The organism is Paraburkholderia dinghuensis (genome assembly GCF_003837865.1).
GTDB classification, from domain to species: domain Bacteria; phylum Pseudomonadota; class Gammaproteobacteria; order Burkholderiales; family Burkholderiaceae; genus Paraburkholderia; species Paraburkholderia dinghuensis.
The window spans coordinates 129,548-154,375 of sequence record NZ_RQIS01000005.1; the positions used below are offsets into that span (position 1 = coordinate 129,548).

At 64.5% G+C, this 24,828-nt stretch carries 22 protein-coding genes; 14 read left to right on the top strand and 8 right to left on the bottom strand.

All coding sequences use genetic code 11. The features are described 5' to 3' along the window. Positions 1-114 precede the first annotated feature (114 nt). The 4 genes from D1Y85_RS08535 (at position 115) to D1Y85_RS08550 (ending at position 4,816) form a co-directional block, all read left to right on the top strand. Positions 115-1,869, top strand: coding sequence for an ArnT family glycosyltransferase (locus D1Y85_RS08535; protein WP_124150617.1), 1,755 nt, complete (start codon positions 115-117; stop codon positions 1,867-1,869). Positions 1,870-1,876: 7 nt separating this feature from the next. Then, positions 1,877-3,256, top strand: a complete 1,380-nt coding sequence (locus tag D1Y85_RS08540; RefSeq protein WP_124150618.1) for an MATE family efflux transporter — start codon at positions 1,877-1,879, stop codon at positions 3,254-3,256. A gap of 394 nt (positions 3,257-3,650) precedes the next feature. Next, the gene (locus tag D1Y85_RS08545) at positions 3,651-4,238 is read left to right on the top strand and encodes a ComEA family DNA-binding protein (protein ID WP_124150619.1); all 588 of its coding nucleotides are present in this window, start codon (positions 3,651-3,653) and stop codon (positions 4,236-4,238) included. 140 nt (positions 4,239-4,378) lie between these two features. Then, positions 4,379-4,816: a YidB family protein gene (locus D1Y85_RS08550; RefSeq protein WP_124150620.1), complete on the top strand. Its 438-nt coding sequence runs from the start codon at positions 4,379-4,381 to the stop codon at positions 4,814-4,816. Between the two features lie 116 nt (positions 4,817-4,932). On the opposite strand, the gene clpB is transcribed toward D1Y85_RS08550, so the two are convergent. Next, on the bottom strand, positions 4,933-7,530 hold the full coding sequence (gene clpB, locus D1Y85_RS08555) for an ATP-dependent chaperone ClpB (RefSeq protein WP_124150621.1): 2,598 nt from the start codon (positions 7,528-7,530) through the stop codon (positions 4,933-4,935). 199 nt (positions 7,531-7,729) lie between these two features. Further along, on the bottom strand, positions 7,730-8,236 hold the full coding sequence (locus tag D1Y85_RS08560; RefSeq protein WP_124150622.1) for an RrF2 family transcriptional regulator: 507 nt from the start codon (positions 8,234-8,236) through the stop codon (positions 7,730-7,732). A gap of 133 nt (positions 8,237-8,369) precedes the next feature. Here D1Y85_RS08560 and D1Y85_RS08565 point away from each other — a divergent pair, with 133 nt between their 5' ends. After that, on the top strand, positions 8,370-8,936 hold the full coding sequence (locus tag D1Y85_RS08565; protein WP_124150623.1) for a group III truncated hemoglobin: 567 nt from the start codon (positions 8,370-8,372) through the stop codon (positions 8,934-8,936). Between the two features lie 102 nt (positions 8,937-9,038). Here D1Y85_RS08565 and D1Y85_RS08570 read toward each other — a convergent pair whose 3' ends face one another. The 6 genes from D1Y85_RS08570 to D1Y85_RS08595 form a co-directional block, all read right to left on the bottom strand. Then, positions 9,039-9,521 carry a molybdenum cofactor biosynthesis protein MoaE gene (locus D1Y85_RS08570; protein WP_124150624.1) on the bottom strand — a complete coding sequence of 161 codons (483 nt, stop codon included), beginning with the start codon at positions 9,519-9,521 and terminating at the stop codon, positions 9,039-9,041. Between the two features lie 19 nt (positions 9,522-9,540). Continuing rightward, positions 9,541-9,798 carry a molybdopterin converting factor subunit 1 gene (moaD, locus tag D1Y85_RS08575; protein WP_124150625.1) on the bottom strand — a complete coding sequence of 86 codons (258 nt, stop codon included), beginning with the start codon at positions 9,796-9,798 and terminating at the stop codon, positions 9,541-9,543. Between the two features lie 10 nt (positions 9,799-9,808). Beyond that, positions 9,809-11,035, bottom strand: coding sequence for a molybdopterin molybdotransferase MoeA (locus D1Y85_RS08580; RefSeq protein WP_342773460.1), 1,227 nt, complete (start codon positions 11,033-11,035; stop codon positions 9,809-9,811). Positions 11,036-11,222: 187 nt separating this feature from the next. After that, positions 11,223-12,674, bottom strand: a complete 1,452-nt coding sequence (thrC, locus tag D1Y85_RS08585; RefSeq protein ID WP_124150627.1) for a threonine synthase — start codon at positions 12,672-12,674, stop codon at positions 11,223-11,225. A gap of 10 nt (positions 12,675-12,684) precedes the next feature. Beyond that, entirely contained in the window at positions 12,685-14,016 is a 1,332-nt protein-coding gene (locus tag D1Y85_RS08590; RefSeq protein WP_124150628.1) for a homoserine dehydrogenase, read from the bottom strand. A 100-nt stretch (positions 14,017-14,116) separates the two neighbouring features. Beyond that, the gene (locus tag D1Y85_RS08595) at positions 14,117-15,364 is read right to left on the bottom strand and encodes a pyridoxal phosphate-dependent aminotransferase (RefSeq protein ID WP_124150629.1); all 1,248 of its coding nucleotides are present in this window, start codon (positions 15,362-15,364) and stop codon (positions 14,117-14,119) included. Positions 15,365-16,099: 735 nt separating this feature from the next. On the opposite strand from D1Y85_RS08595, the gene D1Y85_RS08600 reads away from it, so the two are divergent. The 9 genes from D1Y85_RS08600 to D1Y85_RS08640 all read left to right on the top strand — a co-directional run bounded on the left by D1Y85_RS08600 (position 16,100) and on the right by D1Y85_RS08640 (position 24,736). After that, positions 16,100-16,474, top strand: coding sequence for an Mth938-like domain-containing protein (locus D1Y85_RS08600; RefSeq protein ID WP_124150630.1), 375 nt, complete (start codon positions 16,100-16,102; stop codon positions 16,472-16,474). A 117-nt stretch (positions 16,475-16,591) separates the two neighbouring features. Further along, positions 16,592-18,283 carry a glycosyltransferase family 39 protein gene (locus tag D1Y85_RS08605; protein WP_124150631.1) on the top strand — a complete coding sequence of 564 codons (1,692 nt, stop codon included), beginning with the start codon at positions 16,592-16,594 and terminating at the stop codon, positions 18,281-18,283. Positions 18,284-18,413: 130 nt separating this feature from the next. After that, complete coding sequence (locus D1Y85_RS08610) at positions 18,414-18,785, top strand: SMR family transporter (protein WP_124150632.1); 372 nt, start codon at positions 18,414-18,416, stop codon at positions 18,783-18,785. Positions 18,786-18,894: 109 nt separating this feature from the next. Then, positions 18,895-20,049: a DegT/DnrJ/EryC1/StrS family aminotransferase gene (locus tag D1Y85_RS08615; protein ID WP_124150633.1), complete on the top strand. Its 1,155-nt coding sequence runs from the start codon at positions 18,895-18,897 to the stop codon at positions 20,047-20,049. 137 nt (positions 20,050-20,186) lie between these two features. After that, positions 20,187-21,233, top strand: a complete 1,047-nt coding sequence (locus tag D1Y85_RS08620; protein ID WP_124150634.1) for a glycosyltransferase — start codon at positions 20,187-20,189, stop codon at positions 21,231-21,233. Further along, positions 21,230-22,174 (top strand): formyltransferase, encoded by a 945-nt coding sequence (locus D1Y85_RS08625; RefSeq protein WP_124150635.1) that lies wholly within the window; start codon positions 21,230-21,232, stop codon positions 22,172-22,174. The genes D1Y85_RS08620 and D1Y85_RS08625 overlap by 4 nt, the downstream gene beginning before the upstream one ends. Then, the gene (locus D1Y85_RS08630; RefSeq protein WP_124150636.1) at positions 22,171-23,217 is read left to right on the top strand and encodes a bifunctional UDP-4-keto-pentose/UDP-xylose synthase; all 1,047 of its coding nucleotides are present in this window, start codon (positions 22,171-22,173) and stop codon (positions 23,215-23,217) included. Before D1Y85_RS08625 ends, D1Y85_RS08630 begins: the two co-directional genes overlap by 4 nt. Positions 23,218-23,240: 23 nt before the next feature. Further along, positions 23,241-24,137: a polysaccharide deacetylase family protein gene (locus tag D1Y85_RS08635; RefSeq protein ID WP_124150637.1), complete on the top strand. Its 897-nt coding sequence runs from the start codon at positions 23,241-23,243 to the stop codon at positions 24,135-24,137. 137 nt (positions 24,138-24,274) lie between these two features. Further along, complete coding sequence (locus D1Y85_RS08640; RefSeq protein ID WP_124150638.1) at positions 24,275-24,736, top strand: peroxiredoxin; 462 nt, start codon at positions 24,275-24,277, stop codon at positions 24,734-24,736. Positions 24,737-24,828: the final 92 nt, after the last annotated feature.

A 24,828-nucleotide genomic window follows, 5' to 3' on the forward strand; every position in this document is an offset into this window, starting at 1 on the left:
GCGACCCGGCATGCCATCGGCGCCGTCCTGGTTCGCCCAGAGGTACCGTTCCTCGCGGCAATGGCGCAACGGGGCCGCGCCAGCCGGTCCGCTCACCCGACTCTCTCGTACTGAATGAAGCCAGCCATTCGACTGACCGCCTCCGCCACCAGCGCCCTGCCGCGCTGGCTGCTGCTGGCCATCTGTATCGTGTTCGCGTCGTTCGGCCTGTTCGGCCGCGATCCGTGGAAGAACGAGGACGCAGCCGGCTTCGGCGTCATGTGGACCATGGCAGGCGGGACCTCCCACGACTGGCTGCTGCCGAACCTCGTCGGCAAATACATTACGGAAAACGGCCCCCTTGGCTACTGGCTCGGCGCGCTCAGCATCCGCATCTTCACGCCGTGGGTGGACGCGAGTAACGCCGCCCGCATTGCCACCGGCGTGCTCTTCTGTGTCGCCTGTGCGTTCGTCTGGTACAGCGCATATCTGCTGGGCCGCCGCCCCGAAGTTCAGCCGTTCAAATACGCATTCGGCGGAGAACCCGAGCCGCGCGACTACGGCCGCACGCTCGGCGACGGTGCGCTTCTGATCCTGCTGGCCTGCTTCGGCCTCGCCGAACGCGGCCACGAGACGACGCCACAGCTCATGCAGTTCGCCGGCATCGCGATGCTGCTATACGGCATCGTGCGCGCCATCGACAAGCCGATTCAGGGCGCACTCTGGTGGGGCCTCGCGCTCGGTATCCAGACGCTGTCGAGCGGCCTCGTGCAAGTCGCCGCGCTGCTGCTGGGCACGCTTGCCATGCTGGCCGTCGCCCCCGCGACGCGCTCACGCTGGCTGCTCGCGGCTGGGCTGCCGGTCGCGCTGATCGTCGCGCTGTCGTGGCCGATCCTCGCGCTGCATCTCTATCCCGACGATGCCGTCTGGTTCCTCAATCAGTGGATCAAGTCGAGCATCAACTACTTCTCGGGGCCGCCGGGCACGGTCCTGCGCTACGCCGCCAAGAATCTGCCGCTCTTCACGTGGCCCGCATGGCCGCTGGCAATCTGGGCCTGTTTCAGCTGGGCGGGCCTGCGCCGCGCGCCGCACATCGCGATTCCGCTGTCGATCATCGTCCCGCTCCTGATCCTCGTGGTCGTGCAGAGTCACGAAACAAACAGCCTTTTCATGATCGCCCTGCCCGCGCTGTCGGTACTGGCGACGTTTGCGCTGCCCACGCTCAAGCGCGGCGCGATCAACGCGATCGACTGGTTCGCCGTGCTGAGCTTCACGATCCTCGGCACGTTCGTGTGGCTGGTCTGGCTCGCCGGCATAACCGGATTCCCGGCACCGCTCGCGCGTAATCTCGCGCGCCTCGCGCCCGGCTTCACGCCGCAGTTCAAGATTCTTTCGTTCGTTTGTGCGCTCGCCGTGACCATCTGCTGGATGATGCTCGTCCAGTGGCGCGTCGCCCGGCATCCGAAGGTGTTGTGGCGCAGCGTCGTGCTGTCGAGCGGCGGCACTACGCTCATGTGGGTGCTGCTCATGACGCTGTGGCTGCCGGTCGTCAACTACAGCCGGACCTATCGCGACGTCGCGCAACAGATCGCTACCCACCTGCCCGCCGATTACACGTGCATCACGCCGGTCCGGCTCGGCGATGCGCAAATCGCGACCTTCGCCTATTTCGGGAACATGAACTTTTCGTTCGACGAAGACTGCGACGTGATCCTGCGCCAGGACACCCAGGACTACAGCGCACCGAGTCCGATGCCGAACTTCGCCTGGAACCTGGTCTGGGAAGGCCGCCGCGCAGCCGACCGCGACGAGCGCTTCCGCCTGTACGTGCGCGTCGACCGGCCGCATCCGCCGGCGACCCACCACGTCTGGCGCAAACGTCCGGACTGAGGTCGCCGTGACCGGTACCGTCCGCGGCGACGTACGCCGTATCGCCGGCCTTGCGTGGCCGGTACTGATCGGCCAGCTCGCGATCATCGCGTTCGGCGTGATCGACACGGCCATGGTGGGCCGCTACTCGGCGCTCGATCTCGCGGCGCTCGGGCTCGGTTCGTCGATCTACATTTCCGTCTATATCAGCCTCACCGGCATCTTGAGTGCGCTGCAACCCGTCGCCGCGCAACTCTTTGGCGCGCAGCGCGACGCCCAGATCGGCGAGATGGTGCGCCAGGCATGCTGGCTCGCGCTTGTGCTGATGGTGATCGGCTGTGCAGCGCTTTATTTTCCCGGTCCGCTGCTCGACCTCGCCCACGCGCCCGAGGCGCTGCGCGAGCGCACCGTCGACTATCTGCGGCTACTCTCGTTCGGGCTGCCTGCCGGCCTCTTCTTTCGCATCTACAGTTCGCTCGCCAATGCGGTCGGGCGGCCGCGCCTCGTGATGGTCATGCAGGTGGGCGCGCTCGTCCTCAAGGTGCTGCTCAACCGCTGGCTCATCTTCGGAGGACTCGGCGTCCCCGCGCTCGGCGGCCCGGGATGTGCGCTGGCGAGCACCGCGATCAACTGTGCACTCGCGGTGCTCGCCGTACTTGCGCTGACCAGACTCGACGTGTTCGCGCCATTCGGCATCTTCAGGCACTTCTGCTGGCCGCACTGGCGACGTCAGGCCGAACTGCTCAAGCTCGGCATCCCGATGGGGCTCTCGTATCTGATCGAGGTGACCTCGTACACCTTCATGGCGATCTTCATCGCACGGCTCGGCACGACGACGCTAGCGGGTCACCAGATTGCCGGCAATCTCGGCGCCGTGCTGTACATGACGCCGCTTTCGATTGGCGTCGCGACCTCGACGCTCGTCGCCCAGGCGCTGGGCGCCAACCGCCCGGCCGAAGCGCGCACGCTCGCGCGTCACGGCATCGCGACCGCCGTGACGATCGCGTGCTGCTTCGCCCTCGCCGTCTTCCTGCTGCGGCCGCTCATCATTGGCGGTTATACGCCGGACCCGGCTGTCGTCGTGGCCGCGATGCCGCTTGTTGCGATCGTCGCGCTTTATCACGTGTTCGACGCGCTACAGGTCTCGACGGCGTTCGCGCTGCGGGCGTATAAGGTCGCCGTCGTGCCGACCGTGATCTATGCCGTCGCGCTCTGGGGCGTCGGCCTCGGCGGCGGCTACGCGCTCGGCTTCGACGTGACTGGAACGGTGCCCGCCTGGGCCATCGGCGCACGGGGCTTCTGGCTCGCCAACATGGCGAGCCTCGTGATTGCGGGCGCCGGACTCATGGTCTATCTCGCGCGCGTGAGCCGGCGTTATCTGCGCGCCGGCGCCGACATCCAACGCTAGCGGGCTGGCAAACGGGGCTGGCGAACGCGTGCGCAGGGTCGCCACGCTGCACGCCCATCGCTGGCACGCCAACGCTCTACGGCGCCCGACATCTTGCACGCCACACCGTACCGGCGGATCGCTAAGTAACGTTGCGCGCGATCACACCTGAAAACCGTTCGCCTGCCCCACGGCGACACGCGCGACCGTTACCGCCCCTAATCCTCTGCCTACCCGATACACATAAGTATTAAAGATTGTTTGGCCCGATTTACGTGTCACAAATCGGGGCGTATAAGTCGAACGCGCCCGGTTCATGGATACGCCAACTGTCCTATCCTTGTAGCGCAGCACACCTGAAGGATGCGTCGTCCGTTCCCGGCTCCCTGGATTTGCCCTCAATGGAGTGATAGTCATGCTGAAAAAGCTGCTGATGCTGTTCGTTGCCTTTGGACTCTCGATGTCCGCGTTAATGGCGAGCGCCGTGGAAGTGAACACCGCCGATCAAACCGCGCTCGAGTCCGTCAAGGGCATCGGCCCGGCCCACGCGAAGGCGATCCTCGACGAGCGCGCCCAACATGGCCCGTTCAAGGACGCCGACGACCTCGTGAACCGCGTCAAAGGCATCGGCCCGAAATCGGTGGTGAACCTCGAAGCGGCTGGTCTGACGATCAACGGATCGTCGGCGCCGCCGTCCGGCAAACCCGCTGCAACGCCGAAGAGCAGCAAGGCGGCCACGAGCGCAGCGCCCGCTGCTGCCGCGAACACGGCGCCCAATCCGGCGATGGCGCCCGAGGCGAATGCGCCGCAGACCGCTTCCGAGGCCAAAGCCGGCAAGTCGAAGCATGCGAGCAAGAAAGAAAAGGCCGCCGAAGCCGCGAGCGCAGCTGAAGCGAGTCCTGCGGCCGCAGCGCCAGGCGCCGCTTCCGAGACAAAGGGCAAGAAGTCGGGAAAGTCGAAGAAGAGTAAGGCTGCGTCCGATGCAGCCGCTTCGGGCGCCTGATTATCGGCGCCTGCTATCCGGTGGTTTCCGGCCGAGACGATATTCGCCGACGCCGGTCCGCCACGCACGGTGCGCAACGTGTGCACCGCCCGGTTTTCCGGCCACGTTCCCAAACGTGGCCATCATCCTGTGAGAAAGTCATGAGCCTGCTAGATACCCTCGGTTCCCTGTTCGGTTCTTCGTCGCAGCAACAAGGCGGCGGCCACGCCCAACTCGTCGCAGCGGCGATGGAGTTCGTCAACAACCAGCCCGGCGGCCTCAACGGCCTCGTCCAGAAATTCCAGCAAGGCGGCCTCGGCGACGTGGTGCAGTCGTGGGTCGGCACCGGCGAAAATCAGGCGATTTCGCCGGATCAACTGCACAACGTACTCGGTTCCGATGTGGTCTCGGGCCTCGCACAAAAGGTCGGCATGCAGCCGGACCAGGTGAGCGGCCTGCTCTCCCAGGTCCTGCCGCACGTGGTCAATGCGGCCACGCCCAATGGCGAAGTGCCCGCCGACGGCCAGATCAACACCAGTAACGTACTTGGCACGCTGGGTAGCCTCGCCTCCCTGTTCGGCGGCAACAAGTCGGCGTAAGTCACGTTCGCGCGCACGCGCGGGCATAAAAAAAGGGCAACGGAAAAGCTCCGTTGCCCTTTTTTATGGTGTCGGCACACACGGCCCGATGAGTCCGGACCGTGCACCCGTCCTGCTCAGTGCACGACGCGCTCGAACACGAACTTGCCGTCGTGGATGTCGACCGGAATCACATCCTTTGGCCCGAACTTGCCCGCGAGGATCAGCTTGGCGACCGGATTCTCGATCTCCTGCTGTATCGCGCGCTTGAGCGGACGGGCACCGAACAGCGGGTCGTAGCCGACCTTGCCGATCTGCTCCAGCGCGTCGTCCGACACCACAAGCTCCATGTCGAGCTTTTCGAGGCGCTCGCGCAGGCGCTGCAACTGGATCCTCGCGATCGACTGGATGTTCGCGCGATCGAGCGCGTGAAACACCACGACCTCATCGATCCGGTTCAGGAACTCCGGACGGAACTGCTGCTTCACTTCGTTCCACACCGCGTCCTTCACGGCTTCCTGCGGCTCGCCCGCCATCGACTGAATGAGGTGCGAACCGAGGTTCGACGTCATCACGATCACCGTATTCTTGAAGTCCACGGTACGGCCCTGTCCATCGGTCATGCGGCCGTCGTCGAGCACCTGCAGCAGCACATTGAACACGTCCGGGTGGGCCTTCTCGACCTCGTCGAGCAGAATCACGCTATACGGCTTGCGGCGCACTGCCTCGGTGAGATAGCCGCCTTCCTCGTAGCCCACATAGCCCGGCGGCGCGCCGATCAGCCGCGCGACGCTGTGCTTCTCCATGAACTCGCTCATGTCGATGCGGATCAGATGGTCCTCCGAATCGAACAGGAAGCCCGCCAGCGCTTTGCACAGTTCGGTCTTGCCGACGCCCGTCGGCCCGAGGAACAGGAACGAGCCATACGGCCGGTTCGGGTCCGCGAGGCCCGCACGTGAACGGCGGATCGCATCGGCGACGGCGTTGATCGCCTCGTCCTGGCCGATCACGCGCTCGTGCAGTTTGTCTTCGATCAGCAGCAGCTTTTCGCGCTCGCCCTGCATCATGCGCGAAACGGGGATGCCGGTAGAACGCGACACGACTTCCGCGATTTCCTCCGCGCCCACCTGCGTGCGCAACAGACGCCGACGCGTCGGATTGTGCTGCTCGTCCGCCTCGGCCTGCGTGACCTGCTTCAGTTGCGCTTCGAGTTGCGGCAGCTTGCCGTACTGCAATTCCGCGACTTTCTCGAGCTTGCCTTCGCGCTGAAGCTTCGTGATGTCGGCGCGCACGCGTTCGATCTCTTCCTTGATCTGCGCGCTACCCTGCACCGCGGCCTTCTCGGTGGTCCAGATTTCTTCGAGGTCCTTATATTCCAGACTCAGGCGGTCGATCTCTTCCTCGATCAGTTGCAGACGCTTCTGCGAAGCTTCGTCCTTCTCCTTCTTGACGGCTTCGCGTTCGATCTTCAACTGGATCAGGCGACGATCAAGTTTGTCCATCTCCTCGGGCTTCGAGTCGATTTCCATCTTGATCTTCGAAGCGGCTTCGTCGATCAGGTCGATGGCTTTGTCCGGCAGGAAGCGGTCGGTGATGTAGCGATGCGAAAGCTCTGCCGCGGCGACGATCGCCGGATCGGTGATTTCGACGCCGTGATGCAGTTCGTACTTCTCCTGCAGACCGCGCAGAATCGCGATGGTCGCCTCGACCGACGGCTCGTCGACGAGCACCTTCTGGAAGCGGCGCTCGAGCGCGGCATCCTTTTCGATGTACTTGCGATATTCGTCGAGCGTGGTCGCGCCGATGCAGTGCAGTTCGCCGCGCGAGAGCGCCGGCTTGAGCATGTTGCCCGCATCCATTGCGCCTTCGGCCTTGCCTGCGCCAACCATCGTGTGAATTTCGTCGATGAAAACGATGGTCTGCCCTTCGTCCTTCGCAATGTCGTTGAGCACGGCCTTCAGGCGCTCTTCGAACTCGCCGCGATACTTCGCGCCCGCGAGCAACGCTGCCATGTCGAGCGAGAGCACGCGCTTGCCCTTGAGTGTCTCGGGCACTTCGCCATTGACGATGCGCTGCGCGAGCCCTTCGACGATCGCCGTCTTCCCGACGCCCGGCTCGCCGATCAGCACCGGGTTGTTCTTCGTCCTGCGCTGCAGGATCTGGATCGAGCGGCGGATCTCGTCGTCGCGGCCAATCACGGGGTCGAGCTTGCCCGCACGCGCGCGCTCGGTCAGATCGACGGTGTATTTCTTGAGCGCTTCGCGCTGGCTTTCGGCGTCCTGGCTGTTGACCTGCGCGCCGCCGCGCACCGCGACGATCGCACTTTCGAGCGCCTTGCGCGTCAGGCCGTGCTTGCGCGCGAGCTGGCCTACGTTGCCCCTGTCGTCAGCGACGGCGAGCAGGAACATCTCGCTCGCAATATAGGTGTCGTTGAGCTTTTGCGCTTCCTTGTCGGCCTGATTGAGCAGTCCGGCGAGGTCACGGCCGATCTGCACGTTGCCGTCTGTGCCTTGCACCTGGGGCAAGCGAGTGATTGCGTCGTTTAGCGCGTTCTGGAGCGCCTGAACCTGCACGCCCGCGCGCGACATCAGCGAGCGCGCAGAACCGTCCTGCTGCGCGACAAGTGCGGCGAGCAGGTGAACAGGTTCGATGTACTGGTTATCGTGGCCGACGGCGAGGCTCTGCGCATCGGAAATCGCTTCCTGGAACTTGGTGGTGAGTTTGTCGATTCTCATTAGTACGAGACCTCCAGTTTCTTAACTGTCACCAAATCTGAGGGGCAATATTCGGGTTTCAAGCACCCATCACGTCATTTTTTCCGATTTTCTGAATCAGACGCACGAACACGTCTCGGGCCGCGGCGTTGGAGCCCGCTGGAGCCCGTTGAGGCCCACTGTGGTCAATTGTCGCGCCCAGGAAGCGCGTAGCAGAAGCTTAATGTTCGCTCGAGGGGCGGCGCGCCGCCAGCTTTTTTGCCGGCGTCGGCACGATGGTGACGGGTGCAAGGCCGAGCAGGCCCGACAGTTCAGCCGTCGGCTGCGCGAGCTCGCCTATCGTGTAGCCGTCCAGTTCGGCCAGGAATGCCGCGCGGGCGGCCCATAGCGCATGCTTGAGACGACAATGCGGCTCGATAACGCAGGTGCGTCGCTCGACTTGCTCGCCGCCGAAACAAGCCACCAGCGCGAAGTCGTTCTCGGTATGGCGCACAACTTCGCCCACGGAAAGTGTGAGCGAATCTGGTGCGAGGCGCAGCCCGCCATTGCGACCACGGATCGTGTCCACCCAGCCCAGTTCGCCAAGCCGCTGCACAACCTTCATCAGGTGGTTCTTCGAGATGCCATACGCATCCGAGATCTCCTGGATCGTCGCGAGCTCCTCGCCGCGCAAGGCGAGGTAGAGCATGACGCGCAGCGAGTAGTCGGTGTAGTCGGTCAGTTTCATGATCAGCAGCGGACGCGGGCAACAAAAACCATACAATAACATGCAGTTGCGATGCAGGTTTTGCGCTGGTTGGGTATGATAGGTACTTCTGATAAAAGGGCGGGCACGCTCGTCCGAAATTCCCGGTTGTACGATGACTTCAACTGATGCCCCCGTCGCCGACACGCGACACGCCGAACCCACCGAAGAGAATATTCGCGACCTCGTCTACGCGTTCTACGACCGCGTGCGCGCGCATGCAACACTGGGGCCGGTGTTCGAGGAAGCGCTGGCGGGCCGCTGGGACGACCATCTTCCGAAGATGTGCCGATTCTGGGGCAGTCTCGTGCTCGGCAGCAAGACGTACCGCGGCAATGTGCAGCAGGTGCATCAACCGCTGCCCGGCATCGAACCGACCCATTTCAGCCATTGGCTTTATCTGTTCCTCGATACCGTCGAGTCGCGCTATCAACCCGCTGCGGCTGTGCAGTTCATGGAGCCCGCGCTCCGGATCGCGCAGAGTCTGCAGTTGAGCCGCTTTGGCTGGGACTACACGATTCCGCCCGAACAGCAGGCGCTGCTGGAGCGTATATCGCCGCGCAGGCGACCTGCGGACTCTGACCACGATCACAAAGTTCCGGCGCGCCCGGCTGGCGAGCCATTTCCCACGAAAATCGTCGGCCGGTCGGCAGACGTCGACGACGGTAGTGGCGCGGCCTAGCGCTCTGCAGCGACCCGACGATTTGGCTGTTAGTTGCATTTCACCGTCGAAGTCCATCCCATGGATCACGGCCGATGCCCTCGCCCGGCGACGCGAGCGCCCTCACCCCTTCTCCGGCGCCGCATTCCCCGAAGCGATCCCCCAGCGCGCGAGCGCCGCGTCGTCGGTTACGCGGGCGTCCACCCACCGCGCGCCATGCTCGGTCTCTTCCTTCTTCCAGAACGGCGCTTCGGTCTTGAGGTAGTCCATCACGAATTCGCAAGACGCGAAGGCGTCACCGCGATGCATCGAAGTCGTCGCCACGAGGACGATCTGGTCAAGCGGCGCCAGTTTGCCCACCCGATGCACGACCAGCACCTCGATGCCAGGCCAGCGGCGCTGCGCCTCGGCGACGATGTTCTCCAGCGCCTTTTCGGTCATGCCGGGATAGTGCTCCAGCTCCATCGTCGCGACGGTGCTGCCCTCGTTCAGGTCGCGCACGGTGCCGACGAAGCACGCCACCGCGCCGATCGCAGGATTACGCGCACGCAGTTGCGCGACTTCTGTCGTCAGGTCGAAATCTTCGGTTTGCACGCGCACAGGCATGACTGCTCTCCTTGGCGCTTCAGCCGCCCGTCACCGGTGGGAAAAACGCCACCTCGCAGCCGTCGGTAATCCGCGTACCCGGCTCGGTCATGACGTGATTGCAGGCCATGCGCAGCGCGCGGCCTTCCGCCAGCGTCTCTGCCCACGCGCCGCCGCGCGCGCGCAGCCAGCCACGTACGTCGCCCACCGTTGCAATGCCATCCGGCACCGTCACCGATTCCTCGGCCACGCCCAGCGCCTCGCGCACGCTCGCAAAAAATCTCAACTGGATCTTCATAACGTCCGGTTCAATACAGCAATTCAGTGAAAGGGATGAAGCGCACCGTCTCGCCGGCGCTGATCGCGTGATTCGGTGAATTGTCGATCAGGCCGTCGCCCCAGACCGTCGAGGTCAACACGGCCGAACTCTGGTTCGGGAACAGATCGAGGCCGCCCGCCGGATTGACACGCGCGCGCAGGAACTCGTTGCGGCGATCGCCCTTCGCCTGTGTGAAATCGGCGCGCAACGACAGCGCACGCGGACTGACCTGCGTCACACCGGAGAGCCGCAGCAGAAACGGCCTCACGAACAGCAGAAAGGTGACGAAACTCGACACGGGATTCCCTGGCAACCCAATGAAGAACGCTTCGCCCGTCTGGGCGTCGCCACGCCGCACCGCGCCGAACGCGAGCGGCTTGCCCGGCTTCATGGCGATCTGCCACATCGCGAGCCGCCCTTCAGCTTCAACCGCCGGCTTCACGTGATCCTCCTCACCCACTGACACGCCACCACAGGTCAGGATGAGATCATGCGCGGCAGCGGCCTCGCGCAGCGTCGCGCGCGTCGCGTCGAGCTTGTCCGGCACGATGCCGTAATCGGTCACCTCGCAGCCGAGGTTGCGCAGCAGACCGTTTAGCGTAAAGCGGTTCGAATTGTAGATCGCGCCGGGACGCAGCGGCTCGCCGGGCATCGTCAGTTCGTCGCCGGTGAAAAACACCGCGACCTTCACACGGCGCGCCACGTCGAGCGTCGCACAGCCCACCGACGCAGCCAGCCCGAGTGCCTGCGGCGTGAGCCGCGTGCCCGCGGGCAGAATCACGGAGCCCTTGCGGATGTCCGCACCCTGCGCCGTGATCCATTCGCCGGGCTTTGGCGTATGGACAAAGACCACGTCGTGCTCAATGGCCTCCGTCTGCTCCTGCATCACCACGGCATCCGCACCGGGCGGCACACTCGCGCCCGTAAAGATGCGTGCAGCCGTGCCTGCCGCCAGCGGCTCTGGAGCATGGCCCGCCGGTATGCGCTGCGAGACCGCCAGCCGGCGGTTGCCCTGCACGAGATCGGCGACACGCACCGCGTAGCCGTCCATCGCGCTCGTGTGCATCGGCGGCACGTCGAGCGGCGACACCACGTCGGCGGCTAGCACGCGATTCAGGGCGTCGAGCGTCGGAAGCGTTTCGGTCCCGTTATCAGCGAGCGCGAGCGGGCTCGCCGCGCCCAGCAGCGTCGCGAGCGCCTCGGCCGTGGAAAGCATCGGAGCGCGCGCAGCAGGAGCATTAGTAGGGGAATTGGACATCGGAGCGTCTGGGAGACGGCTCTCGAGCCGCCTGCAACGGTTGGTCTGCCGTTATTGTAGCGGCGAGGACACGGTGCTGTGCCGCGTCCTCGCTACGCAGTCGACTCCGGTCCGCCAGAAGCGGCGGTAAGCGGCTGAACCGGGATTAGTCCGCCGTATGCGCGGCGATGTAATCCTTCACGCGTTGTGCGCTTGCTGGCATCACCTCGAAGCGCTGCGGCAGCGACTCAAGCCCCGCGAACGCCGCCGGACGCTCGGCCTCGCGATCGAGTGCCTCGCGGATCGTCTCGCCGAACTTGATCGGCTGCGCGGTCTCGAGCACGACCATCGGCACGCCCGGCTGCAGATGCTCGCGCGCAACCTTCACGCCGTCGGCCGTATGGGTGTCGATCATCGTGCTGTAACGTGCGTAGACGTCGCGGATCGTCGCGATGCGATCGGCGTGGCTGCTGCTGCCCGACACGAAGCCGAACTGCGCGACGCGCGCGAAGTCGCCGCTCGCCGTGAGGTCAAAACCGCCCTTCTCCTCGACGTCGCGAAACAGTTGCGCAACGCGCGCCGGATCGCGGCCAAGCAGGTCGAAGACGAAGCGCTCGAAGTTCGACGCCTTCGAGATGTCCATGCTCGGGCTGCTCGTGTGCCACGTTTCTGCGGAACCGCGCACCCGGTAGATGCCGGTGCGGAAAAACTCGTCGAGCACGTCGTTCTCGTTGGTCGCGACGACGAGCTTTTCGATCGGCAGACCCATCATGCGTGCGATATGGCCCGCGCAGACGTTGCCGAAGTTGCCCGACGGCACCGTGAACGACACGCGCTCATCATTGCTCTTTGTGGCCGCGAAATAACCGGCGAAATAGTAGACGACCTGCGCGACGACGCGTGCCCAGTTGATCGAGTTCACCGTGCCGATCTTGTTCTGCGCTTTGAACGTCAGGTCGTTCGAGACGGCCTTCACGATGTCCTGGCAATCGTCGAACACACCTTCCACCGCGAGGTTGAAGATGTTCGGATCTTGCAGGCTGAACATCTGCGCGGTCTGGAACGCGCTCATCTTCTTGTGCGGCGAGAGCATGAACACGCGCACGCCCTTCTTGCCGCGCATCGCGTATTCGGCGGCGCTGCCGGTGTCGCCCGAGGTCGCACCGAGAATGTTCAACTGCTGGCCAGCCTTTGCGAGCGCGTACTCGAAGAGGTTGCCGAGCAACTGCATCGCCATGTCCTTGAACGCGAGCGTCGGACCGTTCGAGAGCTCGAGCAGTGAAAGCTGCGTGCCATTTTCCTCGCCGAGCGCGGTGAGCGGCGTGATCTTGCTCGCATCCTCGCCGTGGCGCACGTTGCAGTACGTCGCCGCCGTGTAGGTGCGGCGCGTGATGTCACGCAGGTCCTCGGCGGGAATGTCATCGCAGAACTTCGAGAGGATCTCGAACGCGAGATCCGCGTAAGACAAACCGCGCCAGCGCGCGAGCTCTTCCGCGGACGTCCGCGGATACTGCGACGGCAGATACAGCCCGCCGTCGCGCGCGAGGCCGCCCAGCAGGATGTCCGAAAACGAGTGATGCTCGCCGGCGCCCGCGCCGCGCGTCGATACGTAATTCATTGCCATGCCCTTAGTTCAGTCCTTCCATGCGCAGCTTCGTCACCGACGACTTCACGGTCGCCAGCTGCTCGATCTGCGCGATCGCCGCGTTCACCTTCTTTTCGACGGTGAGGTGCGTGATCAGAATGATGTCGGTCTCCGCCTTGCCTTGCGCGTCGATCTGCTCCGATTCCTTTTGCAGGAGCGCGTCGATCGAAATGCCGTTGTCGGCCAGGATGCGCGTGATGTTGGCCATCACGCCGGTCTGATCGGCGACGCGCAGGCGCAGGTAGTACCCGCTCGTGACTTCGTCGATCGGCAGGATCGGCGTGTTCGAGAGGCTCTCCGGCTGGAACGCGAGATGCGGCACACGATGCTCGGGATCGGCCGTGTGCAGGCGCGTGACATCGACGAGATCGGCGACCACCGCGGAGGCCGTCGGCTCCGCGCCCGCGCCCTTGCCGTAATAAAGCGTCGTGCCGACTGCGTCGCCGTGGACGACAACGGCGTTCATCGGGCCTTCCACGTTGGCGAGCAGGCGCTTGGCCGGAATCAGCGTGGGATGGGTGCGAAGTTCGATGCCGTGCTCGGTGCGTCGCGCGATGCCGAGCAGCTTGATGCGATAGCCGAGCTCCTCGGCGTACTTGATGTCGATGGCGTCGAGCTTGCTGATGCCTTCAACGTAGGCCTTGTCGAACTGCACCGGCACGCCGAACGCGATCGCGCTCATGATCGTGGCCTTGTGCGCCGCGTCCACGCCTTCGATGTCGAAGGTCGGATCGGCTTCGGCGTAGCCGAGTTCCTGCGCGCCCTTCAATGCGGTCGCGAAGTCGAGGCCGCGCTCGCGCATTTCCGAGAGGATGTAGTTGGTCGTGCCGTTGATGATGCCCGCGATGTACTCGATGCGGTTCGCCGTGAGTCCCTCGCGCAACGCCTTGATGATGGGGATGCCGCCCGCCACCGCCGCCTCGAACGCGACCATCACGCCTTTTGCGCGCGCAGCCTCGAAAATCTCGGTGCCGTGGACCGCCAGCAGCGCCTTGTTCGCCGTGACGACGTGCTTGCCGTTGGCGATCGCGCGCAGCACGAGGTCCTTCGCGATGCCCGTGCCGCCGATCATTTCGGCGACGATATCGATCGACGGATCGTCGACAACCGCATTGAAGTCGGTCGTGAGGTCCACCGTACCAGCCGCGCTGCCGAGCGCCGCCGTGGCCTTGGCCGGGTTGCGCGCGGCGACGCGCGTCACTTCGATGCCGCGGCCGGCGCGCCGTTTGATTTCTTCCTGGTTGCGGCGCAGTACCGTGAAGGTGCCGCTGCCCACCGTGCCGAAGCCCAAGAGACCTACTTTGATCGGTTCCATGCAGCGTGTGTTCGTCTCAAATGTGTGAAAGGGAATGCTGTGTTGTCCGTGGCGCGTTTTTACCGGTGATCGTACCGGTCATTGTGCCGGTCAGATCGACTCAGGTGCCGTGCCGCATACGGTAGCCGTCGAGGAAACGCGCGATGCGGTTGATCGAATCGGTCAGGTCGTCGACGTTCGGCAGGAACACCACGCGGAAGTGGTCCGGCTGCTTCCAGTTGAAGCCCGTGCCCTGCACGAGCAGCACGCGCTCCTGCAGGAGCAGGTCGAGGATGAACTGCTGGTCGTTCTCGATCGGATAGAGCTTCGGGTCGAGGCGCGGGAACATGTACAGCGCCGCCTCGGGCTTCACGCAGCTCACGCCAGGGATCGCCGTGAGCATGTTGTAGGCGAGTTCGCGTTGGCGATACAGGCGCCCGCCCGGCAGGATCAGTTCATTGATGCTCTGATAGCCGCCGAGGGCCGTCTGGATCGCATACTGGCCCGGCACGTTCGCGCACAGGCGCATCGAGGCGAGGATGCCAAGCCCTTCGGTATAGTCCCTCGAGCGGCGGCGGTTCTCGCCCGTCATGCCGGAGAGGAACATCCAGCCCGCGCGGTAGCCGCACGCGCGATAGCTCTTCGAGAGGCTGTTGAGCGTGACCGTGATGACGTCTTCGGAAAGCGAGCCGAGTGCCGTATGCGTCTTGCCGTCGTAGATGATCTTGTCGTAGACCTCGTCGGCGAAGAGGATGAGGCCGTGCTCACGCGCGACCGCCACGAGCCCGCGCAGCAGATCGTCCGAATAGAGGGCGCCGGTCGGGTTGTTCGGGTTGATGACGACGATCGCGCGCGTGTTGGGGTTGATCTTCGCGCGGATGTCGTCGAGGTCCGGCATCCAGGCGTTCGACTCGTCGCAGATGTAGTGAACCGGCGTGCCGCCCGAGAGGCTCACCGCCGCCGTCCACAGCGGATAGTCGGGCGCGGGCAGCAGCACTTCGTCGCCGTCGTTCAGGAGCGCCTGCATCGCCATGACGATCAGTTCGGATGCGCCGTTGCCGATGTAGATGTCGTCGAGTTCGACACCCTTGATACCCTTTTGCTGCGCGTAATGCATGATCGCCTTGCGCGCGGCGAACACACCTTTCGAATCGGAATAGCCGGAGGCCCCCGGCAGGTTCAGGATCATGTCCTGAATGACCTCGTCCGGCGCGTCGAAGCCGAACGGGGCGAGGTTGCCGATGTTCAGCTTGATGATGCGGTGGCCTTCTTCTTCGAGGCGCTTCGCATGTTCGAGCACCGGTCCGCGAATGTCATAGCAGACATTCTGCAGCTTGTTGGATTTCAGGATCGGTTTCACGGCGAGCAGTCAGTTAAATGGGGTAAATCGGGCCGAACAACGGCTGAACAGGGGGTGTACCGGCGACGGGCTGCGCTTTGCGGCGCAGCGGCCCGCGAAAAAACCAGTGCTGCCCGGACGGCTCGGACCCCGGATCCGAGCGTCCCTGGCAGGCCTGCCAAGCGCCCCCGCGTCTTGCCGGGCACGCCGCCCAGAGGGCGCCATCGACCAGACCGGAACTTCGGTGGAATAAGATACGGGGCCGCGGCCGGGGAAAACGGCCGTGGGCAGCCCTTCGGCCCGGTCCGGGGTGCGCGCCCCGGTTGCTGCCCCGAGGTTGCTGCCCTTTCGAACCGGCCCGGTGGACGCGCGTCTTGTCCCATCCCGGGATTGTCTGGCGGAAACCTCGGCCTGCCTGGTAGCTCGTCTGTTGATGGCGGAGCAGGCCGCATAGCTTGTGGCAGACGGCGCGCGAAGCGAGGGGCGCCGCAGCAGCGGCTAAAAAGTTATAATTTAGCGGATATTGCCCGACTTCCGCAATGCGCAAGACGCGACGTCGGGCGCACCGGGCGTGCCGGAGAATCCGGAATGACAACCAGGCGCGCCCATTGCCACACCCAGCGACGCCCATAGCGCCGCCACAGCGACGGCCGCCGCCCCGGCAATTGGCCGCCACGCGAGGCCGACTGCGAACGCACGTATCGCCAAACGGCGATCAGGCGGCCACTGAGCGGCAACCAGGCGGCGACAACCCGGAACAACGTTTTGAAACTACACCAGGACTCGAGCGGCGCGCTCAACACCGTCACCGGCTATGGCGCCGGCTACGTCGAAGTCAATCTGCAACGCCACGAAGGAAGCGTCATCGTCATGCCGGACTCGCCGGTCATCCCCTGGCCGGTGAGTTCGTTCGACGCCCTGACACCCGAACTGTTCGACATGCTGCTTGCCCCCGCCCCCGAAGTCGTCGTGTTCGGCAGCGGCGAGCGACTGCGCTTTCCGCATCCGCGCCTGACCTCGGCGCTGGCGGCGCGGCGGATCGGCGTGGAGGCGATGGACTTCAAGGCTGCATGCCGCACCTACAACATCCTGATGGCCGAGGGCCGCCGGGTTGCTGCGGCGCTTCTGATCGAACGCTGATCTGTCTCGCAAGTTAATCGAGCCTTAAGCCGCCGGGCGGCCCGATGACGTACACTTGCGCGCCGCGCGCATGAGGCGCCGCGGCCGTACCCCGAACGCAATAACAGGCTGGAACCCATGAACGAAACGCTTTCGAGGCCGCTGAGCCGCGCCGCGATCCTGCTGCTGATCGTGGCGCTCGCTGTGATCTGGTTCGTGCCGCTCGGCTGGCGCCACCTGTTGCCGAGCGACGAAGGCCGCTACGCCGAAATGGCGCGCGAGATGCTCGCGACCGGCGACTGGATCACGCCGCGCTACAACGCCTATAAGTACTTCGAAAAGCCGCCGCTCCAGACCTGGGCCAACGCGCTCACGTTCATGTGGTTTGGCATCGGCGAATGGCAGGCGCGCCTCTACACCGCGCTCACGGGCTTCGCGGGCGTGCTGCTGATCGGCTACACGGGCACGCGCGTGTTCAACGCGGCGACCGGCTTTTTCGCGGCGCTCGTGCTCGCGACCGCCCCCTACTGGAACCTGATGGGCCACTTCAACACGCTCGACATGGCCCTGTCGTTCTGGATGGAGCTCACGCTCTGCGCGCTGCTGCTGGCCCAGCGCCCCGGTCTGCCACGGGGCCAGGTGCGGCTGTGGATGTGGGTCTGCTGGGCAGCGATGGGGCTTGCGGTGCTCTCGAAGGGGCTCGTCGGACTGATCCTGCCCGGTGCAGTGCTCGTCCTCTATACGTTCATTGCGCGCGACTGGGCGCTCTGGAAGCGCCTCTACCTCGTGAGCGGACTGATCGTCTTCTTCGCGATCGTCTCGCCGTGGTTCATCCTCGTCCAGCAACGCAATCCCGAATTTTTCAACTTCTTCTTCATCGTCCAGCAGTTCCGCCGCTACCTCACCCCTGAGCAGAATCGCCCCGGCCCGCTTTGGTACTTCGTTCCGGTGATCCTCGTGGGGTTCCTGCCGTGGCTCTCGGTGAGCGTGCAAAGTCTGCGTCACGCGCTCTCGACGCCGCGCCAGCCCAACGGGTTCGCACCCGTCACGCTGATGCTCGTGTGGAGCGTCTTCATCTTCGTGTTTTTCAGCGTCTCGCACTCGAAGCTGCTGTCCTACACGCTGCCAATCGCCCCGCCGCTCGCGCTTTTGATCGGCATGTACCTGCCGCTGATGACCCGCGAACAATGGCGCCGCCACCTCGCCGGCTACATGTTCCTGTGCCTCGCGCTTGCGATCGGCTCGTTCTACCTCACGCGACTCGGTGACGCGCGTAATCCAAACGTGCTCTATCGCGAATTCCAGGTGTGGGTGTTCGCTGCGGCGGCGGTGGGCTTCGTCGTGACGGCCATCGGCCTGTGGCTGAACCGCTCGCCGCGCACGCCCGCGACTGGCGCGGCCTCCCCGGCCGTCGCGCTCGGCACGGCATGGCTCCTGCTCGCGACGATCGCCGGCACCGGCCACGACGTCTTCGGCACCGTCAGTTCGGGCGCGCCGCTAGCGCCAGCCGTGCGCGCGGCCATCGCAAAATTACCGCCCGACACGCCGTTCTATTCGGTTGGCGTGCTCGACCACACGCTGCCGTTCTACGTGGGCCACACCATGACGATGGTCGCGGTCACCGACGAGCTCAAATTCGGCATCGACGAGGAACCGCAGAAGTGGATTCCGACCATCGACGAGTGGAAACAGCGCTGGAAAGCCTCCCGCTACGCGCTCGCATTGCTCCCGGCGCAGCGGTACGACGAACTGGCCGCGCAGGGTCTGCCGATGCAGGTAGTTGCGCGTGACGCCCGGCGCGTGGTGGTCGAAAGGCCGCCGCAGCCATGAGCGCCGGTCGGCGGCAGCGCCCGCCCAGGCGATAATTCCGGCTGGGCGCGCGGGTGCCACGCCGGAGCCACGCGAATGCCACGTAAGTGCCGCCACCCTCCGCCCCCAATATCTGTCGAATTTTCCTGAAATGAATCCGATTTCCCTCTTCTGCATCCTCGCCGGCGTCGGCCTGAATGCCTGCGCGCAACTGTTGTTGAAAGCCGGTGTCAATGCTGTTGGACACTTCGATTTCACGCGTGCGAACATTCTGCCCATCGGCTTTAAGCTCGCAACGCAGCTGCCGATCATTGGCGGACTGGCCTGCTACGTGGTGAGCGTCGTCGTCTGGATTGTCGGGTTGTCGCGCGTCGACGTCTCGATCGCCTACCCGATGCTCTCGCTCGGCTACGTGGTGAACGCCTTCGCGGCGTGGTACCTGTTCGGCGAGGTGCTTTCCGTCCAGCGGCTCGTTGGCATCGGGATCATCCTGATCGGCGTGTTCGTGCTCGCGCGCAGCTAGAAGCGTCTCGCGAGCCTTGCGGCAAGCCATTTCAGGCCCCATATAAGTAGTTTGCAGGGTTGCGGGCGCATCCTTGCATCTCGTCCCAATCTTCACGAGCAAAGCACTCATGACCCAGTCCAACGTTGCGTTCCTGCCGTTCGTCAAACCTGAGATCGACGAAGAAACCATCCAGGGCGTCGCCGACGTGCTGCGCTCAGGCTGGATCACGACCGGTCCGCAAAACCAGGCGTTCGAAGCCGCGCTGTCAGAATTCTGCGGCGGCCGCCCGGTGCGCACGTTCAACTCGGGCACGGCGACGCTCGAGATCGGTCTGCGCATCGCGGGCGTCGGTCCGGGCGACGAGGTCATCACCACGCCGGCGTCGTGGGTCGCCACGAGCAACGTGATCTATGAAGTCGGCGCGACGCCCGTGTTCGCCGACATCGATCCCGTCACGCGCAACATCGACCTCGACCGTCTCGAAGCCGCGATCACGCCGCGCACGAAAGCACTCATCCCCGTCTATCTGGCGGGAATGCCCGTCGACATGGACCGCCTCTACGCGATCGCCCGCCAGCACGGCCTTCGCGTGATCGAGGATGCGGCCCAGGCGTTCGGCGCGACGTGGAACGGCAAGCGCATTGGCGCGATCGGCGACCTCGTGTCGTTCAGCTTTCACCCGAACAAGAACCTCACGTCGATCGAGGGCGGCGCGCTCGTGCTGAACAACGAAGCCGAAGCCGTGCTCGCCCAGAAGTACCGTCTGCAGGGGATCACGCGCACGGGCTTCGACGGCATGGACTGCGACGTGCTCGGCGGCAAGTACAATCTCACGGATGTCGCGGCGCGCGTGGGCCTCGGCCAGCTCAAGCACATCGAGCGTTTCACCGAACAACGGCGCAAGCTTGCACGCGCCTACTTCGCGGGCTTCGAGGGCGGCACGGCGCGCAAGCTGGGCGTGGGTCTGCCTGTGGCGGACTTCGCGAACAGCAACTGGCACATGTTCCAGATCACGCTGCCGCTCGAAAAACTCACGATCAGCCGCGCCGCATTCATGGAGCAACTGAAGGAACGTGGTATCGGCTCGGGCGTGCACTACCCGGCGATCCACCTGTTTACGCTCTATCGCGAGCGCGGTTTCAAGGCAGGCATGTTCCCGCACGCGGAGCGATTCGGCGCGACCACGGTCACGCTGCCGCTCTTCACGCAGATGACGAACGACGACGTGGCGCGCGTATGCCGCGCCGTGAACGAAATCTGCGAGCAGTACGCGAAAGGCTGAGGCACGCGCCACGGCCGGACGCAAGGACAGGGGGCGGCACGCATGACAGCCATCCGCGCCTGTCGGGGGGAAAACCCGCTTACAAAAATAATCAACACACCACACGGCCGCACAACGAAAACGGAAAAGACGCACTCATGAGTCAAACGGAACACAGCACCTTGACCCCGGAAACGCCGGAAGTCTCGGTCATCATTCCGGTCTACAACGAGGAAGCCGGACTCGACGCGCTGTTCGAGCGCCTGTATCCGGCACTCGACAAGCTCGGCACGTCGTATGAAATCATCTTCATCAACGACGGCAGCCGCGACCGCTCGGCCGCCATGCTCGCAGCACAGTTCCGCCTGCGCCCCGACACCACGCGCGCGATCCTGCTGAACGGTAACTACGGTCAGCACATGGCGATCCTCGCGGGCTTCGAGCAGTCGCGCGGCCAGATCGTCATCACGCTCGACGCCGACCTGCAAAACCCGCCCGAGGAAATCGGCAAGCTCGTCGCCAAGATGCACGAAGGCTACGACTACGTCGGCACGATCCGCATGCAGCGTCAGGACAGCCTGTGGCGCCGCAAGGCGTCGCGCGCGATGAACAACCTGCGTGAGCGCATCACGCGCATCAAGATGACCGACCAGGGCTGCATGCTGCGTGCGTACAGCCGCCAGATCGTCGACACGATCAACCGTTGCGGCGAGATCAACACGTTCATCCCGGCGCTCGCGTACACGTTCGCGCAGAATCCGGTCGAAGTCGATGTCGCGCACGAAGAGCGCTTCGCGGGCGAGTCGAAGTACTCGCTCTACAGCCTGATCCGTTTGAACTTCGACCTCGTGACCGGCTTCTCGGTCGTGCCGCTGCAATGGCTGTCGTTCATCGGCGTGATTCTTTCGCTCGGCTCGGCCGGTCTCTTCGTCCTGCTGCTGATCCGCCGCTTCATCCTCGGCGCGGAAGTGCAAGGCGTGTTCACGCTGTTCGCCATCACGTTCTTCCTGCTCGGCGTGATCATTTTTGCGCTCGGGTTGCTCGGCGAATACATCGGTCGCATCTATCAGCAGGTGCGCGCACGTCCGCGCTACCTCATCCAGACGATCCTCGAAGAGCGTAACGGCAAGGCCCTGCTCGAGGACGTCGTACAGCCCGCACAGCCCGTGCAACCGGCCACGCTCGGTCAGGGAGCGCAACAGTGAAACCTCGCGCCGTCGTCTTCGCCTATCACAACGTCGGAGTGCGCTGCCTGCAGGTGCTGCTCGCGGGCGGCATCGACGTCGCGCTCGTCGTCACCCACGAGGACAGCCCGACCGAGAATATCTGGTTCGGCAGCGTGAAGTCGGTGGCCGAGGAGCACGGCATCGACGTCATCACGCCCGCCGATCCAAAGAGCGCCGAACTGCGTGCGGCCGTTGCCGCGGCGCAGCCGGACTTCATCTTCTCGTTCTACTACCGGCACATGCTGCCGACCGACCTGCTCGCGCTCGCCGGACGTCGCGCGTACAACGTGCACGGATCGCTCCTGCCGAAGTACCGGGGCCGTGTGCCGACGAACTGGGCGGTGCTGCGCGGCGAAACGGAAACTGGCGCGACGCTGCATGAAATGGCGGCCAAACCCGACGCGGGCGCCATCGTCGCGCAGACGCCCGTGCCGATCCTGCCCGACGACACCGCCGCGCAGGTCTTCGACAAGGTCACGGTCGCGGCCGAGCAGACGCTCTGGCGCGTGCTCCCCGCGCTCATCGCGGGCGAAGCGCCGCACCTGCCGAACGATCTCGCGCAGGGCAGCTACTTCGGCGGCCGCAAGCCCGAGGACGGCCGCATCGATTTCAGCCAGAGCGCGCAGCACGTCTACAACCTGATCCGCGCGGTCGCGCCGCCCTACCCGGGCGCGTTCACCGACATCGGCGGCGAGCGCTTCGTGATCGGCCGCGCGCGCCTCGCGCGACCGGGCGCGATCGGTGCGACGCTGGCCGGATTGCCCGCCGGCATCCACGTAAGCGATAATGCGCTCTTCGCCGTCTGCGGCGACGGCCGCGCCATCGCGATCCACGAACTGCGGCACCAGCGGGATGGTCACGAATCCATCGTCACGCCGGCCGCGTTCGCCGAACTCACCTCATCTGCTTCCCGTCCATGAAAAAAGTCCTGATCCTGGGTGTGAATGGCTTCATCGGCCACCACCTCTCCAAGCGCATTCTCGAAACCACGAACTGGGAAGTGTTCGGCATGGACATGCATACGGACCGCCTCGGCGATCTCGTCAAGCATGAGCGGATGCACTTCTTCGAAGGCGACATCACGATCAACAAGGAGTGGGTCGAATACCACGTCAAGAAGTGCGACGTGATCCTGCCACTCGTCGCGATCGCCACGCCCGCCACCTACGTGCAGCAGCCGCTGCGCGTGTTCGAACTCGACTTCGAGGCGAACCTGCCCATCGTGCGTTCGGCCGTAAAGTACGGCAAACACCTCGTGTTCCCGTCGACCTCCGAGGTCTACGGCATGTCCACCGACGGCGAATTCGACCCGGACGCCTCGCCGCTCATCTACGGTCCGATCAACAAGCCGCGCTGGATCTACGCATGCTCGAAGCAGCTCATGGACCGCGTGATCTGGGGCTACGGCATGGAAGGCCTGAACTTCACGCTGTTCCGTCCGTTCAACTGGATCGGCCCGGGCCTCGACACGATCTACACGCCGAAGGAGGGCTCGTCGCGCGTCGTGACGCAGTTCCTCGGCCACATCGTGCGCGGCGAGAACATCAGCCTCGTCGACGGCGGCGCACAGAAGCGCGCGTTCACCGACATCGACGACGGCATCGACGCGCTCATGAAGATCATCGACAACAAGAACGGCGTGGCGTCGGGCAAGATCTACAACATCGGCAACCCGACCAACAACTTCTCGGTGCGCGAACTCGCGCACAAGATGCTCGCGCTCGCCGCCGAATATCCGGAATACGCGGAAACCGCCAAGAAGGTGCAGCTCGTCGAAACGTCGTCGGGTGCTTACTACGGCGCGGGCTATCAGGACGTGCAGAACCGCGTGCCGAAGATCGACAACACGAAGCAGGAACTCGCCTGGGCGCCGAAGTCGACTTTCGACGACGCCCTGCGCAAGATCTTCGAAGCGTACCGAGGCCACGTCGCCGAGGCCCGCGCGCTCGTCGAACAGCAGTAACGCGCACGCAAGGACCTGGCAACTTGGCCCGCATCGTCCTGAAAATCGACGTCGATACGCTGCGCGGCACGCGTGAAGGCGTGCCGAATCTCGCGCGCATCTTCGACCGCTACAAGGCCCGCGCGACGTTCCTCTTCAGCCTCGGCCCGGACCACACGGGCTGGGCGCTGCGCCGGGTCCTGCGTCCGGGCTTTCTGAAGAAGGTCTCGCGCACGTCCGTGGTCGAGCACTACGGCGTAAAGCAGCTGATGTACGGCGTGCTTCTGCCGGGCCCGGACATCGGCGTGCGGGCAGCCGCCGACATGCGTGCAATCCACGAGGCCGGCTTCGAATGCGGCATTCACACGTGGGATCACGTCTACTGGCAGGACAACGTGCGTAGCCGCGACAGCGACTGGACCGCGCGCGAGATGCAGAAGAGCTACGAGCGCTTCGCGCAGATCTTCGGCGCGCCACCCGTCACGCACGGCGCAGCGGGCTGGCAGATGAACGAAGCGGCCTTCGAACAGATCGACGCCTGGGGCATGCACTACGCGTCCGACGGCCGTGGGCATTCGCCGTATCTGCCGGTAGTGAAAGGCCGTACGCTGAACCATGTGCAGATGCCCACGACACTGCCCACGCTCGACGAAGTGCTCGGCGTGGACGGCATCGATACGGACACCGTCGCCGCGTGGATGCTCAAGCGCACGGAGAACAATCCGCACGATCAGGTCTTCACGCTGCATGCGGAACTCGAAGGCCAGAAGCTCGCCCCCGTCTTCGAGCAGTTGCTCGCGGGCTGGCGCGCGCAGGGCCACACATTTGCCACGATGGGCGACTACCATGCCACGCTGGACCGTGACATGCTGCCATCGTACCCTGTCACCTGGGGCGAGATCGCCGGCCGTTCGGGCGAGCTGATCGTGCAGCCCGACTGAACCCGCCTCCCGTGCGCGCGTGCCGCCCCGAGGTGGCCGCCGTCCCGGTGACGCGGCGCACACCGGCGTGTGTGCTCTCGCCAGCGCCCTTTCCGCGCGCCGCGCGCATCGCCCGACAATAACGACCGGAGAAACACGTGTCCATCGCAGTCGACCAACCCGTTCCCGACTTCACGGCGCCTGCCACCGGCGGCGACTTCACGCTGTCGAGCCTCAAGGGCAGCAAGGTGGTCCTGTACTTTTATCCGAAAGACAACACGCCAGGCTGCACGACCGAAGGGCTGCAGTTCCGCGATCTCCATCCGAAGTTCAAGCGGGCGGGCGCACAGATCGTCGGCGTCTCGCGCGACAGCGTGCGCTCGCACGACAACTTCAAGGCCAAGCTCGAACTGCCGTTTACCTTGGTATCGGATGCGGACGAAGCGCTGTGCACGCTCTTCGATGTCATCAAATTGAAGAAAATGTATGGCAAAGAAGTTCGTGGAATCGAACGCTCCACTTTCCTCATCGACGCCGACGGCGTGCTGCGCCGCGAGTGGCGCGGCATCAAGGTCCCGGGCCACGTAGACGAGGTTCTGGAGGCTGTACAAGCGCTTTGAGGCGCGTTATATTGGGTTTTAATGAGTGCCTGTCCACCCCATTTTCTGTCGCGTTGCGAACGAGGTGCAGCCGGACTTCCGAAGGTCGGCTA